We start from the raw sequence: 15,617 nt of genomic DNA, 5'->3' as shown, positions 1-15,617 counted from the left end.
ACGCTAACTTACGCCTTACGGCTCTTTGGATCCAACGCATCTTTTACGGCGTCGCCCATCATAATAAAGGCGAGCACGGTAATGGCGAGCGCAATGGATGGATAGAACAAGACTTCTGGATTTGTAGTAAGAACATTTCTAGCGGTAGAAATATCTACACCCCAGCTAACTGTTGTTGTTGGCAAACCAATACCCAAGAAGCTAAGTGTTGCTTCCAAAACAATGTAAGAGCCGAGAGAAGTTGTACCTACAACAATGATTGGAGCCAGCGAGTTTGGAATAATGTGCTGGAACAAGTTTCGCATTGGAGTAGAACCTAAAGCGGTAGATGCTGTGTTAAATTCAAGATTCTTGGATTCCATAACAGCACTTCTTGCGATTCGAGCAACGCCTACCCATCCAAAGAGAACCATAACAAACACGATTTTCCAAATCGACTTAGACGTGCGGAACATTTGCAAAACTACGATTGCACCTAGCAGCATTGGCAAAGCCAAGAAAATATCGGTGATTCGGCTAAGAACCGCATCAATCCATCCTCCAAAGAATCCAGCCAAAGCTCCAATTAGCGAACCAACTAACACCACTAAGGCGGTTGCAAGCAAGCCAACGCTTAAAGATGTACGTGTTCCATATACAACTCGAGCGTAAATATCGCATCCTTGCATGTCGAATCCAAACGGATGCGCAGCAGAAGCTGGCTCAAGCGAGTGCTCCAAAACACAGTAATTAGGATTGTGCTTTGTGAGAGCGCCTGGGAAGAGCGCAACAAAAATAATCGCAATAATCAAAATTGCAGAAACAATAAACAATGGATTTCTGCGCAAAGATCGCCAAGCATCAGCCCACATGCTTGTAGCTGGAGCGGATTCATCTACAGAATCAACTTCTTGAAGAGGCGTATCGTCAAGAGGAGCAACATAGCGTTCCTGACCTGGCAATGTATTGTAATTTGCATTATTTGTAATCAAATTATCTTCCATCAAATTATCTTCCATAATGTGCTCTCCTTACGCGTAGCGAATGCGCGGATCTAGAGCCGCGTACAACATGTCAACAAGAAGATTGCTGACTACAAATATCAACATAAGAAGCGTAACTATAGAAACAACAAGGTTTCCTTCTCCCTTTAGAATTCCCTGATATGTAAGGAATCCAACGCCATGAATGTTGAAGATTGTTTCCGAAATCATTGCGCCGCTCATAAGAGCGCCCAAATCTTGACCTAAGAATGTAACAACAGGAATAAGCGAGTTACGCAAAATGTGTCGAACAATAACGGAGCCTTCTTTTAAGCCCTTTGCACGAGCCGTGCGCACGTAATCAAGCGATATGTTTGACGAAATTTCCGACCTTGTAAGTCGAATAATATATGCCATTGAAACAGATCCAAGAACTATTGCAGGAAGAAGAAGATCGTAGAATCCAGGATCATTGCTTGCAGTAACAGGCATAATATGCCACTTAACACCAAACAAATATTGGCCAATAAAGCCAGTAACAAATGTTGGCACAGAAATAAGAAGGAGTGATACAACCAGGATTACACTGTCGTACCACTTTCCTTTCTTTAAGCCAGAGATTATACCGAAAGCTACGCCGAACAAGGCTTCAAAAGCGAACGCCATCAACGCAAGCTTAATGGTTACAGGGAATGCGCGGCCAATCTCGTCAATTACTGGCTGGCCAGCAAAAGTATGACCAAAATCAAGAGTAAGCGCATTCTTTAAGAACAACAAATATTGAATAATAAATGGCTTATCCAAGTTATACTCGGCACGAATTTGCGCTTCTACAGCATGGTTAATTGGCTTATCGCCAAACATTGCTTTTACTGGATCTCCAGGCAAAGCAAACACCAAAGCGTATACCAACAATGTTGTGCCGAGAACCACAGGAATCATCTGCAAAACGCGGCGCAGAACATATTTACCCATTGGTTTCTCCTTATATATTTACTTAAAAATTCGCATAGCACACACCCAACTTGTGGCTTGCATATTGATTTAACCCAACCTAAGTAAAAACACAAAGTGCTGCCTCGAACAGCGGATAGAATTTTGTAATTTTATTCGCCATTCGAAGGCAGCAGCACGTTTTTACATGCTATTTAATTATGATTTATTTTTTAATAGCTACTTGATTTTAATAGCTACTTGATTTTGATCTTTACTTGTGGAGCTTGTAGTAAAGTGGCATATTCTGCCAATCCATTACAAAGCCCTTCAAGCTTGGAACCATAACAGCCTTGGCGTTCGAGTAGAACAGTGGGACGTATGGAAGATCCTCAAGAAGAATCTCGTTAGCCTGCTGATAAAGCTTAGTTGCCTCAGCTGGCTGAGAAGAAGAAGCCTTCTTAAGCAAAGCATCGAACTTAGGATTCTTGTAATCAGCTTCGTTGGAACCATTGCCATCCGCAGCAACGGAAGCAAATTCCTGAGTCAAGTAATTTTCTGGACTTGGGTAATCTGGCATCCAGCCTGCACGCCATGCACCCTTAACCTGACGCTGTTCGCATGCGTTACGGAACTCTTGGAATGTTGGAACTGGAGTGGTTTCGGCATTGATTCCAAGATGATTCTTAATGGAGTTTACAACTGCGTCGAACACAGACTTAGCGTTGCCATCGGCGTTGTAAGTAAAGGTAAGAGGACCATCATACTTAGAGATCTTATCTGCCTTTGCCCAAAGTTCCTTAGCCTTTGCGGCATTAAACTTAAGATTTTCATGTCCCTTAAGATCTGCCTTGTAGCCTGGAGTCAAAGGAGAAGTGAACTCGTTTGCAGGAGATGCAGTGTTGTTAAGAACCTTCTTGATGATGGTTTCGCGGTCGATTGCCATAGAAACAGCTTGACGACGCAAGCGGCCTTCTTCGGTAGTTACATCGAAGTGTGGCAAGGATGCAGGAATACCAAACTGCTGGATTACAGAACCTGGACGGTTGTATGCCTTAACAGTAGTATCCTTTTGGAAAGTCTTGGTCTCGGTATCTGGAATGTTGTCGGTCATATCAAGATTGCCAGACTGAACATCGCGGTAAGCAGCGGTGCCGTCGGTGTAAATCTTAAAGGTAACGCCATCATTCTGAGCCTTACGTGGACCATCATAATCTGGGTTCTTTACAACTTCAATCTGCTTGTTGTGATCCCAAGACTTAAACAGGTATGGACCAGAAGAAACTGGCTTTTCGCCATAAGCCTTTGGATTCTTGTAGAAGGATTCTGGAAGAGGAGCGAATGCAAGGTAACCAACCTTAATGGCAAACACAGAATCTGGCTGGTTCAAATCAACAGTAAAGGTGTACTTATCTACAACCTTTAAGCCAGAAAGCTGCTCGTCGCCCTTAGTATCATTCTTCTGCAAGTCTTCGTAACCCTTAATGGTCTGGAAGAAGGAAGAGCACTTCTGAGCATTCTTAGCATTTGCTACAAAGCTCCAAGCCTTAGTAAAGCTTTCTGCGGTGATTGGAGTGCCATCGCTGAACTTCTTATCTTTTTTAAGCTTAACGGTGTATTGGGTTGCATCGGCGTTTGGAGTTACGCTCTCGGCATCTTCGTTTACCGTGTTGCCCTTTTCATCAAAAGTGACCAACGTGGAGTTGACCAATACAGCAGGACGAGCACCAGCATTCTCGTTAATGTTTCCTGGAACAAGCTCGTTCTGAGGCTCGGAGTCGTTTACGGTAATAACAACCTTGCCACCATTTGTTTGAGCGGTCTTCGAGGCAGAAGAACCGCATCCACCGAGCAGCATAGCAACCGAGCACGCGGCTGCGGCAAAAAGTAATGCCTTATTCTTCATATGTTTTCTCCTAACGTTGGGTATGGCAGGATTCCATTAATTATCACGAAAAAGTCTCATTACAAGCTTTGCAAAGCCTTTACGCTTTACAGGCTCTATAGGCTTAATAAATAAAATCCACCTAGTATTTATTGCCAGATGGATTCTTTGCAAAGCCAATAAGGAGGCCTCTTCGTTGATTAAAATTCAATCATACGGATTTTATTAAACAACGCAAGCTCAAAGTCTAAATGTAAAATTTACTGTTATTTTGCCTATAAATCGTAAAAACAACTATTCTAATAGAAAAATATTAGATTAAATCGTATTCTATGCGATATTTTGCCAAGTCTTTTACATCTGCAGTGATATTACAAAAATGTAAATTTGCATCTGGAATATGTAACAATCATGTTAAACGATGCAAAATATGCAACAAGATGATTAAGTACTAATCAAAATAAAAAGTGGTGTAAAATCGCACCCAAAATCACGAGTTTACACCACTTAATAATTTAAGTCAAATAGCTAATCGAATCTAGTCAACTAGTTTGATTAAATCACTTAGCGTTATTTGTTTGATGCTCAAGAGCAGCCGCCACTAATCCAGCAAACAAAGGATGAGGCTTAGTTGGACGAGACTTAAACTCTGGATGAGCTTGAGTTGCAACATAGAATGGGTGAACATTCTTAGGAAGCTCCACAAACTCAGTCAAATTACCATCTGGGCTTTGGCCGCTAATACGCAAGCCAGCTTCGCGCAAGCGATCTTTATATGCAACGTTAACTTCGTAACGGTGACGATGACGCTCGGTAACATGCGTAGAACCGTAAAGCTCAGCAACAATAGAGCCTTCTTCAAGAGTTGCAGGATAAGAACCGAGTCGCATTGTGTGACCCATATCTCCCTTGCCAGCAACAATATCTTTTTGCTCTTCCATAGTTGCGATTACTGGATCTCCACAATCCTTCTCGAACTCTGTGGAATTAGCATCTTCAAGTCCAAGCACGTGACGAGCATACTCAATAACCATAGATTGCAATCCAAGGCAAAGGCCAAGCGTTGGCAAGCCATGCTCGCGAGCGTAACGAAGAGCGCCAATCTTACCTTCAATACCACGAATGCCGAAGCCGCCTGGAATAACCATGCCGTCCATTTGGTCGAGAGCTGCAGCAGCACCTTCTTGAGTTTCGCACTTGTCGGCAGCAACCCATCGCACGTTTACCTTAGCCCAGTTTGCAAAACCGCCAGCCTTAATGGCCTCCGTAACGGAAAGATACGCATCTGGTAAATCAATGTACTTCCCAACGATTGCAATGTTTAGCTCATGCTTTGGATGATGAACGCGCTCAAGCAAATCTTCCCACTCGTTCCAATCAACATCGTGGAATGGAAGCTCAAGCTCGCGCACAACGTAAGCATCCAAGCCCTCGTTGAACAAAATCTTTGGAACATCGTAAATGCTTGGAGCATCCACGCAATTCACAACGCCTTCTGCATCAACATCGCACATAAGCGAAATCTTGTCTTTAATGCCTTGATTAAGAGGGCGATCCGAACGCAAAACAAGCGCGTCTGGAGAAATACCAAGAGAGCGAAGCATCATTACGGAATGTTGAGTTGGCTTAGTCTTCAACTCGTGAGCTGCAGCAATATAAGGCACCAAGGAAACGTGCACAAACATGCAATTTTCTGGACCTAAATCGCGGCGAACTTCGCGAGCAGCCTCCAAGAATGGCTGCGACTCAATATCTCCAACAGTACCGCCGATTTCCGTAATAATAACGTCTACATCGTCGCTAGCTTGCGCACGCATACGCGATTTAATTTCGCCAGTAATGTGTGGAATAACTTGCACGCACTGACCCAAATACTCGCCAGCGCGCTCTTTTCTAAGCACGGATTGATAAATCTGGCCAGTTGTAACATTTGCTTTTTGACTTAAGAAAACATCAAGGAATCGCTCGTAGTGACCAATATCAAGATCTGTTTCTGCGCCATCTTCTGTAACGTAAACCTCACCATGTTGGAATGGGTTCATTGTGCCTGGGTCAACATTGATGTAAGGATCAAGTTTTTGTTGCAAAACGTGAAGACCGCGGCTGCGCAAAAGCCTACCTAAAGACGATGCAGTAAGACCTTTTCCGAGGGACGAAACAACGCCACCAGTAACAAAAATATGCTTTGTAATATGCTCCTGAGAGTTACCATGTTTTCTTCTAACCATGGAACTCCATAGTATCTTCGAGCCTCGACTCGGGTGTTACACAATGAGCAACAGCTTCTAGTGCAAGCTTGTAGCCATATAAACCCATGCCTGTAATAGTTCCAGTTGCAACAGCGCTAATAACGCTAATTTTACGAAAAGCATCGCGCGCAGAAGGATTAGAAATATGCACTTCCACTAGCGGCACTCCAGCATCCAAAACCATGTGAGCAGCATCCGCGAGCGCATAACTGTAGTGTGTAAAAGCAGCAGGATTCATGACAACAGGAGTATGCGTATCAGCAGCTTCATGCATCCAGTGCACCATTTGCGCTTCGTCGTCACTTTGACGCACTTCTACTTGCAAATTAAGCTCTTGCGCCCACTTTTTGCAAAGCGAGCACAGTGCTTCAAAATCTTGATTGCCATAAACGTCTGGCTGGCGAACGCCTAATCGCCCCAAATTTGGGCCATTTACTACCAAAACTTTGCGCATATTTATCACATTTTCTTGATTTTCTCGATTTTCTTGATTTTCTCGATTTTCTGCATCTACCATTTCTGCATCTACCATTTTCTAGCCTCTAATCTTATTAAACGCTTCGCGAATCGCCTCCAGCGGCGGATTATCTAAGTGAATCGGGTTTCCAATCCCGTCTAAAACAACAAATCGCAAAGTGTTGCCTCTAGCTTTTTTATCTTTATGCATTAAGTCAAGAACCTTAGCAAAAGCATCGTCATTATTGCCGCCACCATTCCAAGATATTGGCAATCCAAGTGATTTTAGAAGCGAACGATGATACACAACGTCTTCTGGACTTAAATAGCCCAAATTTTGCGCAAGCTCCGCCACAAAAACCATTCCAACAGCAACAGCGTTTCCGTGACGCCAAGAAAAATGCTCGATTTGCTCAATTGCATGCCCAAGAGTGTGGCCGTAGTTCAAAAACTCGCGCAAACCTTGCTCTTTTAAGTCGTTAGAAACATGATATGCCTTAACGCGCACGCTTTTTTCTATTAAATCGCAAACCATATTGTTCAAATGTGAATCGCTTAAAACAGAAGAGCCATCAAGAGTGCGCAACTTGCTAGCATTTTGCGGATTTTCCAGAATTTTTAGGATGCTAGAATCGCCAATAAACCCTGATTTTGCAACCTCTCCTAAGCCTTCAACAAAAATATCGTTAGGAAGAGTAGAAAACGCACAAGTATCTGCCAAAACGCCTGCAGGCGTGTAAAAACTACCGACCAAATTCTTGCCAAACGCAGTATTTACGCCAGTTTTTCCGCCAGTCGAAGCATCTACCATAGCAAGAAGCGAAGTTGGGCAATTTACGTAACGGATTCCGCGCATCCAAGTAGATGCAACAAATCCAGCCAAATCTGTGGCTGCTCCACCACCCAAGCCAACAATCGCATCCGAACGCGTAAAACCAGCATTTGCAAGATGCGACCATACAAAATCAGCAACCTTAACGGTTTTGCCAGCCTCTGCGTCTGGAATAAGAATGTCGAAAACATCGTAGCCAGCAGCGCGCAAAATAGTTCTTGCTTTATCGCTATGCCTTTGAACAGGCTGAGTGTGAATCAAAGCTACTCGAACAGGCTCTTTTCCAAGCATTTGCGGCAAAAGACTCATAGCACCAGCGCCAATATGAACATTATAGTCTTCAATATCTTTGCCACTTACGTGCACAATTCGTTGCATAATCATATCTTTCAGCTTTCTTGCGGCAGGTTTTGGCGTTAATCCGTAAACGCGAGCGTGCAAATTCGCTACTTTACAAAACACGGGGTCTCTTCTAGCAAACAAATCCAACCACCGTTTTGCTCCGTCTTTGCCGCTTAGCATAGGGCGATTTGAATTCCAGCTTACGCGCTCAATTGCATCGTTTGGATCCACTTGCAAGTAAACAACGCGGCCACCGAGTTTTGTATATTTTTTTAAGACTTCTTGCGTTTGTGGGCGCATTGGGGAGCCGCCGCCGAGGGCGATTATTGGGGCGGATTGCTCAGAATCTGCAAAAATAGCATCTTTAACAATTTGAGCTTCAATATCTCTAAAAGACTCTTCGCCAAAATCCTTAAAATATTGGCTAATCGGCATATTGATTTTTTGCTCAATTAAATCGTCTGTATCTATAAAAGGAACATTCAAAATATGCGCTAATTCCTTGCCAACACGCGTTTTTCCAGCTGCAGGCATGCCGATTATAACAGCTAATGGCATTTTGTATTTAGGCACACCGTGAGTGGGACTTTGCAAAGATTCTTCGCTCATCTCATATGCTCTTTCCAAGATTGAACGTAACTCTTAGCATTCCTAGCAGTTTCTTCTAGCGAATCTCCACCAAACTTTTCTAACGCATACTTTGCAAGCGTTAATCGAACCATTGCCTCTGCAACTACAGAAGCGGCTGGAACTGCCGTAAAATCGGAGCGCTGATTAATTGCCTGCGCTGGCTGGCCAGTAAGCACATCTACCGTTCGCAAAGCACGCGGAATGGACGGAATCGGCTTCATTGCAGCGCGCACGCGAATTGTCTCTCCATTTGACATTCCGCCTTCAATGCCACCAGCACGATTGCTAAGGCGCGCAATGTTGCCATCTTCACCTGTTACGATTTCGTCGTGAGCAGCCGAGCCAGGGCGATTTGCTTCTTCAAAACCGTCTCCAATTTCCACGCCTTTAATGGCCTGAATTCCCATAAGCGCAGCCGCCAACGCCGCATCCAATCGGCGATCCGACTCAACATACGTTCCAACTCCAGCAGGCATTCCATATGCCAAAATCTCTACAACACCGCCAAGTGTATCCGCATTGGCTTTTGCTTCATCAATGCGAGCCATCATTCGCGCTTCGGCATCTTTATCTAGAGTACGAACTGGCGAAGCATCCAACGCCTCAATATCATCTGGTGTTGGCAGGGATAAACTTTTGCTTACATATTCGCCGCCTATCCCAATAACGTGCGCAACTGTGCGCACACCCAACGCCTGCTGCAAAAACGCATCAGCTACAGCGCCTAAAGCCACACGGGAAGCTGTTTCCCTGGCACTCGAACGCTCCAAAACCTCGCGCGCGTCGCTAAAACCGTATTTACGCATGCCTGTTAAATCCGCATGCCCTGGACGAGGCCTAGAAAGCGGCGCGTTGCGGCCTTCTTTTGGCAAATCATGGTCTAGCGGATCTGCGCTCATCACTTCAACCCACTTTGGCCACTCACTATTTGCTATTTCGATTGCAATTGGAGACCCAAGAGTAACACCGTGGCGAACACCTGTAAGCAAACGCACTTTGTCTTGCTCAAACTTCATTCTCGCGCCGCGACCGTACCCAAGCCGCCTGCGTGCAAGAGCAGAAACAATGTCTGCGCTAGTAATCTTAACTCCTGCCGGCACGCCTTCAATCATTGCCACCAGCGCTTCACCATGCGACTCCCCTGCCGTTTGCCATCTAAGCATGCCTTCTCCAATCGCGTTGTGCGTTATATTTGTTGCTATAAATCTTGTACTTTGTAATGCACACTATTCTAAATCAGTATTCGATTCTAAATTCTTTATTCTACTAACCACTCAGTATTGCCCATAATCCCAAACCAACTTCAAAAGCCACTAATTTCTCCATAAACCACTATCATTAATTGGAATTTGCGCGGCTTCCTATTTGGTGTGTAGGAGGGCTGGGTGTTTCTGCGTTCGCGCGTTACAGCGCGCTCACGCCTTCGCCGCATGTAAAGTCCACTGGACTTTACATTTAAGCGGCTCAACGAGTCGAAGTGACTTCTCGCGCATTATGCAGCTCGAAGTCGTCGATTCGCACAACGCTCCGCCTCTTACGTGTTGATTGTTGTTGCGGTTGTTCCGATTTGGCTTTGATTTTATTTTTGGTTTAAGTTTGTTTGTAGGCGTGTGTCATTGTTTTTTTGGGTATCGGCTGCCGCTCTTATACTGTTCGACCAAGAATCACCCAGCCCTCTTGCATGCTTGAACAATTGCGTATCGCTAGTCGCCTGAGATTCTCGATTTTTCTTGCTGCTTCAGCGAATCACCATTTCATGCTGCGAATCGACTTGCATGAGCGCTTTGACTGAGCTTGAAATTGCATAACGCATTTCAAGCTCCTTCAAAGCGTGATTTGGCTCAAATGTAAAGTCCAGTGGACTTTACATGCCAAATCAGCCGAGCGGCTACTAATAGCCGCGAGGAATAGCGCGCTTAGACCGCGCGAACGAAACATCTCATTCGCTGCGAAAAATCTCGAATCTCTACCTTACTTATCACTATAGAATTGCAGCAAAAGTTCAAAGCATAACAGCGATGAGCGCAGATACAGCTAAGACGGGCACGAACGGGATTTTATTTTGCTCTTTTTTAGATTTGACGCGGAAAAATCGCAAGCAGACTCTAGAGCAGATTTTCCACACTAAAATCCAAATTAATCCAAATATTCCAACTAATGCAAACCAGTAGATTATGCAGGTGAATCCAAATAGCGCCAAAGCTTGAGCAATCATAGAAGCGCATGTAACATCACCAAATCCAAGTGCTCCGCGCACGCAAAGTTTTTGCACCAAAACGTAGAATGCAAAAACTGTTACTGCGCAAAGCCAGCCGCGCAAAAGAAAATTAACATTATGAAAAGCAATAAGCGAAAAAATAAGGTTCGCTGCAGATTGCGCAAAAGCAGCTAGTACAACCCAAAGTCTAGGAACAACGCGGCTTGTTAAATCCGTTACGCACACTGCAATCATGCATATAAGCGTTGGCGTTGCAAATAAGCACGCGATAATAAACTGACTCATTTGATTATGCTAAATGCGCAAAAACTGCGAACGCAACAAATTTTGCTCAATGTGGTTAAAGGCTTTTGTAGTTATGCAGATTGCGCAAAGTAAGGTAGAGATTCGAGATTTTTCGCACTGAATGAGATGAACCTCAGCGCCGAAGGTGGTGATTCATCGAATGAAGAAGAAAAATCGAGAATCTCGGTGATGAAATATACACAATTGTTCTAGACATTCAGAAGGTTTGATGTATTTCTCTACGAGCAATAAAAGAGGAGCGTAGCGACGGGATTTGCGAGGAGAGAAATAATCAAACCTCGCTCAACAGTAAATAGGAGAATCGCGCAACACCAAAAAGAGAAGCACTTTATACCAAAGCTTAGTTAGCGTTTTCGTTGGAACGCTTATACTCATCGCGAATCTTTAAGAAATCGTCGTAGTTATCCGCAAACTTAGTTTCGCCAGTCTTTAAGTTAGTAGTAACAAAATAAATCCACGACCCATTTGCAGGATTAAGCGCCGCCAAAATCGCATTATCTCCAGGAATACTTATAGGAGTAGGAGGCAGCCCCTTGTGAATCCTAGTGTTGTACGGGTTGCTTGCATCGTCTAGCTGCGATTGCGTAAGGTTAATCGCCTTAATTCCAATGCCGTATGCAACCGTAGTGTCCATTCCCAAAGGCATGTCTTTAGCTAAACGATTTAAGATTACGCGCGAAACTTTGCCGTAGTATTCGCGATTATTGACTTCTGCTTCTGCAATGGAAGCAATTTTAAGAACTTTTTGACGCAAATCACCCCTAGGAACGCCCAGAGAATCAAGCTTTTTAACGCGCTTATCTACCATTTTTGCAAGTATCTTGCTGGCTGACTTAATAGCTTTTACGTTATAAACTCCAGGCTCCAACCATCCTTCAAAGCTTCCGCCCGCTTCTGGTGGCAAAATCCCCTCGCCGTCTGCTTTTTGAATCGCGTTAAATTGAGCAATGTCAATTCCCGAGATTTGTGCAGCCTTGCGAATAATCTCCGTTGCGCGCTCCCCTGCTTTAACGTCTAAGAATCCACCAGCCTTGCTTTGGTCGGAAAGAATTTCCACTACGTCCATTGAATTCATGTGTTTTTTAAGCGCGTAAATTCCTGGGTACAAAATCTTGTTATTTGCTGCAACAATATTAGAAAAAGTGGATTGCGACTTTACAACCTGCGCCTTAACAAGGTTATTTCCCACTTCTACAGATCCTTGACCTGGTTCAATCGTAAATTCAACGAAACCACTTCCAGGGCCTGGCCAGTCTTCCATTATTGACGACTGACTATTGTTTCTTACATAAACCGCAACGCGATATAAGCCGTATCCAACAACAAATAGCAATGCAAAAACTAGTGCAAGAATGAATGCAACTATACGATTTCTTTTACTTTTGCGATTTTTACGCGCAGTTCTTGCTTTTCGCGATTTTGGTGGAACAGGAGGATTGGTGGAATTGTGACTCCATTTAGCGTTTTGATTGAAAAAATCGTCTATATTCTCACTCATTAAACGCTTCCTTTCTGATGTAGTCACTTTGCGAATCACTTTGCGAATCACTTTTTACATTTTTGCAAGCATTTCTGTAATCGTCAATCGCAGATTGCAAAATTAACACTGCCGATTGCTGATCAACCATTGGCCTATGCTTTTTAGTAGAAAAATCAGCATCTAACAATTGCCTATGGGCAGTAACTGTTGTTAGTCGCTCGTCATTAAAAACGACTTCTGGAATAAAATCAAGCGACCAATCGCCATAATCAAAAAGCGATTTAATGCGTTTGGCTAAATTAGCACCCCATCTGCGAGCTTTTTTGGCAGACTTTCCTTCGGATCCGTCTAATTGCAAAGGCAAACCAACTACGACTCGGCTCACACTATTGTCTTCTATAACGTTAATAACGTCTTCAATCGCATTAAATGAGTCGCCATAAGCTTGAATATTACCGATTGGGTGCGCAAAAGTCAGCTCAGGGTCGGACTTAGAAAGTCCAACCCTGGCATCTCCTAAATCAACGCCAAGCCAAATCATACGAAAACTCTAACTTATTAATTCGGCTCGAGTGTTAAACATATTAAACATTTAACCTTTTGACTATAGCTTCAAAACTTCGGCTTTCACGGCCTCGAGTGCTTCATCAATCTTAGAAGCATCTGCACCGCCACCTTGAGCAAAGTCTGGCTTGCCGCCGCCACCGCCGCCAAGCACCTTGGAAGCTGTACGCACCAAGTCGCCAGCCTTAGCGCCAGCCGAGCGAGCTGCATCGTTAGTAGCAACAGCAACCATTGGCTTATCGCTCTCGTTTACACCGCACAAAGCTACAACCACTGGCGCATCTTCGCCCAAGCGAGAACGAACGTCAAGAACAGTCTTGCGCAAAGCGTCGAAGGAACCGAAGTTTCCAACATTCTTTACAGCAAGCTTAATCTTTGAGCTGCTTTGCTTAGCTGCATCAACCAATTCTGGAACAGCCTCGTTAAGTTGAGCCTCATAAACCGCAGAAAGCTTGCGATCGGAATCCTTCATCTTGTTAAGCAAAGACTCTAAACGCTCAGCTAACTCGTCTGGACGAGCATTAACCATGTCTGCAAGTTGCGCAACCAAAGCATGCTCGCGAGCGCCATATTGGTACGCTTCTTCGCCGCAAAGCGCGTCGATTCTGCGCACACCAGAGCCAATAGAAGACTCGGAAAGGATTGTAACCATGCCAATCTTGCCAGTGCTCTTAGCATGAGTACCGCCACAAAGCTCGCGGCTCCAGCCGTCGCCAATCTCTACAACGCGAACAATATCTCCATACTTTTCGCCGAACAAGTGCATTGCTCCAAGCTTGAAAGCGTCGTCAATTGGCATTTCCTTTGGAACAACTTGCAAGTCTTCGCGAATGCGCTCGTTTACGCGAGCTTCTACGCGCAACAACGCATCTTTATCAACAGCCTTTGGCCATTGGAAGTCAAAGCGCAAACGGTCTGGATCTACTACAGAACCGCGCTGAGTTGCCTGCGGGCCAAGCTCTTCTCGCAAAGCCTTGTGAAGAGTGTGTGTAGCAGTGTGGCTTCTAGCCAAAGCAGCTCTACGAACCTGATCAATATTTGTGTTCACTGGAGCACCAACGCTAAGAGTTCCTTCAGTAAGTCGGCAGCTGTGAACAATCAAATCCTTAATTGGACGCTGAACATCGTCAACCTCCAAAATTGCGCCGTCGTCGGAAATAATCTCACCCTGATCTGCAATCTGACCACCGCGCTCAGCATAGAATGGCGTGCGATCAAGAATAACTTCAACGTTTGCAGGAGCGCTAACGCTTTTAACAGAGCCCTTACCTGCTTCAACAATTGCCAAAACGTTTGAACGGCTGGAGAAGTCTGTGTAACCGAGGAAGTCGATTGGCTTTTCAAGCTCCTTCTTAATGTCGTCGTAAACGCTAACGTCCACATTGTGGCGCTTCTTCAAAGCATCCGCGCGAGCGCGACCTTTCTGCTCGCTCATAAGCTCGCGGAACTTAGCTTCATCAACCTTAACACCCTGCTCAGCAGCCATCTCTAGAGTCAACTCAATTGGGAAGCCGTAAGTATCGTGCAAAGTAAATGCGTCGGAGCCGCCAACAATAGGGTCATCCTTGTGTTCCTTCTTAGCTTTTTCAACAGCCAAGTCAAGAATAGTCGTGCCCTTTTCTAGAGTGCGGCGGAACGTATCTTCCTCACCGTATGCAGCTTCGCTAACCTCGTGGAAAGTGTTATTAAGCTCTGGGTAGCTTGGTTCCATAGCGCCCTTAGAAACTGGGAACAAGGTTGGCAAAACTGGGTCTTGCACGCCAAGCATACGCATTGCGCGAACAGTTCTGCGAAGAAGACGGCGAAGCACGTATCCGCGGCCAACATTGCTTGGACGCACGCCATCGCTCATAATCATCAACGCGGAACGCACGTGATCTGCTACAACGCGGAAACGAACATCCGCATCGGCGTTGCTGCCGTACTTTACGCCGCTAAGTTTTTCTGCAGCTTCAATAACTGGGTAAACTTCGTCGGTTTCGTAAATGTTTTCCTTGCCTTGCATAAGGTAAGCCAAACGCTCCAAACCAGCGCCTGTATCAATATTCTTTTGATCAAGCTCACCAACAATGTGCAAATCGGTCTTAGACTTTACGTTGTCTACCTGGAAGTTCTCAAAAACCAAATCCCAGATCTCAATAAAACGAGATTCGTCTGCAGCAGGACCGCCATCCTTGCCGTATTCTGGGCCACGATCAACGTAAATCTCGGAGCATGGGCCGCCAGGGCCAGGGCCACCAGTAGTCCAGAAGTTATCTTCCATACCGAAAACTTGCATGTGCTCTGGGTCAAAGCCCTCATTCTTCCAAATTGCACGAGCTTCGTCGTCGTCTGTAAAAGTAGTAACCCACAGCTTTTCTGGGTCAAAACCGTAGCCGCCCTTATCTTGAGGAGTTGTTAAAAGCTCCCAAGCATAGTGAATTGCTTCTTCCTTAAAATAGTCGCCAAAACTAAAGTTACCAACCATTTGGAAGAAGGTACCGTGGCGAGTTGTTTTACCAACTTCGTCAATATCGAGCGTACGCACGCACTTTTGGTTAGACGTCATTCTGCGAGAAGGAGGCGTTTGCTCTCCTAAAAGATAAGGTATGAATGGAACCATGCCTGCAATCGTGAAAAGCGTCGTTGGATTTGGAGAAATCAGCGATGCAGAAGGCACGACCATATGTCCATGATTACCAAAATAGTCAAGATAACGCTTTGCAATTTCTGCTGTGCGCATGGGTACGAACTCCTTTTTTATTTATCAGACTTAGTATA

General features: G+C 44.7%; 11 protein-coding genes. All 11 read right to left on the bottom strand.

Annotated features, from left to right (window positions below; genetic code table 11):
* Positions 1–8: 8 nt before the first annotated feature.
* The 11 genes from ACPEIW_RS02290 to alaS all read right to left on the bottom strand — a co-directional run bounded on the left by ACPEIW_RS02290 (position 9) and on the right by alaS (position 15,579).
* Positions 9–998, bottom strand: coding sequence for an ABC transporter permease (locus tag ACPEIW_RS02290; RefSeq protein ID WP_004574651.1), 990 nt, complete (start codon positions 996–998; stop codon positions 9–11).
* A 12-nt stretch (positions 999–1,010) separates the two neighbouring features.
* Positions 1,011–1,937, bottom strand: coding sequence for an ABC transporter permease (locus tag ACPEIW_RS02285; RefSeq protein WP_016636289.1), 927 nt, complete (start codon positions 1,935–1,937; stop codon positions 1,011–1,013).
* A gap of 232 nt (positions 1,938–2,169) precedes the next feature.
* On the bottom strand, positions 2,170–3,801 hold the full coding sequence (locus tag ACPEIW_RS02280) for a peptide ABC transporter substrate-binding protein (RefSeq protein ID WP_116438285.1): 1,632 nt from the start codon (positions 3,799–3,801) through the stop codon (positions 2,170–2,172).
* Between the two features lie 539 nt (positions 3,802–4,340).
* The gene (locus ACPEIW_RS02275) at positions 4,341–6,008 is read right to left on the bottom strand and encodes a CTP synthase (RefSeq protein WP_415704514.1); all 1,668 of its coding nucleotides are present in this window, start codon (positions 6,006–6,008) and stop codon (positions 4,341–4,343) included.
* Positions 6,001–6,483, bottom strand: coding sequence for a type II 3-dehydroquinate dehydratase (gene aroQ, locus ACPEIW_RS02270; RefSeq protein ID WP_032839729.1), 483 nt, complete (start codon positions 6,481–6,483; stop codon positions 6,001–6,003). Before aroQ ends, ACPEIW_RS02275 begins: the two co-directional genes overlap by 8 nt.
* Before the next feature lie 81 nt (positions 6,484–6,564).
* Complete coding sequence (locus ACPEIW_RS02265; protein ID WP_425664137.1) at positions 6,565–8,268, bottom strand: bifunctional shikimate kinase/3-dehydroquinate synthase; 1,704 nt, start codon at positions 8,266–8,268, stop codon at positions 6,565–6,567.
* A complete protein-coding gene (gene aroC / locus ACPEIW_RS02260) occupies positions 8,265–9,452 on the bottom strand; it encodes a chorismate synthase (protein ID WP_425664135.1) in 1,188 nt (395 codons plus the stop codon). Before aroC ends, ACPEIW_RS02265 begins: the two co-directional genes overlap by 4 nt.
* Before the next feature lie 839 nt (positions 9,453–10,291).
* Positions 10,292–10,741 carry a peptidase A24 gene (locus ACPEIW_RS02255; RefSeq protein ID WP_425664379.1) on the bottom strand — a complete coding sequence of 150 codons (450 nt, stop codon included), beginning with the start codon at positions 10,739–10,741 and terminating at the stop codon, positions 10,292–10,294.
* A 412-nt stretch (positions 10,742–11,153) separates the two neighbouring features.
* The gene (gene mltG / locus ACPEIW_RS02250; RefSeq protein WP_425664133.1) at positions 11,154–12,311 is read right to left on the bottom strand and encodes an endolytic transglycosylase MltG; all 1,158 of its coding nucleotides are present in this window, start codon (positions 12,309–12,311) and stop codon (positions 11,154–11,156) included.
* The gene (ruvX, locus tag ACPEIW_RS02245; protein ID WP_425664131.1) at positions 12,304–12,834 is read right to left on the bottom strand and encodes a Holliday junction resolvase RuvX; all 531 of its coding nucleotides are present in this window, start codon (positions 12,832–12,834) and stop codon (positions 12,304–12,306) included. Before ruvX ends, mltG begins: the two co-directional genes overlap by 8 nt.
* A 63-nt stretch (positions 12,835–12,897) precedes the next feature.
* Positions 12,898–15,579, bottom strand: a complete 2,682-nt coding sequence (gene alaS, locus ACPEIW_RS02240) for an alanine--tRNA ligase (protein WP_425664129.1) — start codon at positions 15,577–15,579, stop codon at positions 12,898–12,900.
* Positions 15,580–15,617: the final 38 nt, after the last annotated feature.

Origin of the sequence: Gardnerella piotii (assembly GCF_049815665.1) — a bacterium.
GTDB lineage: Bacteria > Actinomycetota > Actinomycetes > Actinomycetales > Bifidobacteriaceae > Bifidobacterium > Bifidobacterium piotii.
The sequence above is the reverse complement of the archived record's forward strand: the minus strand, read 5'-3'. Positions and strand labels throughout refer to the sequence as shown.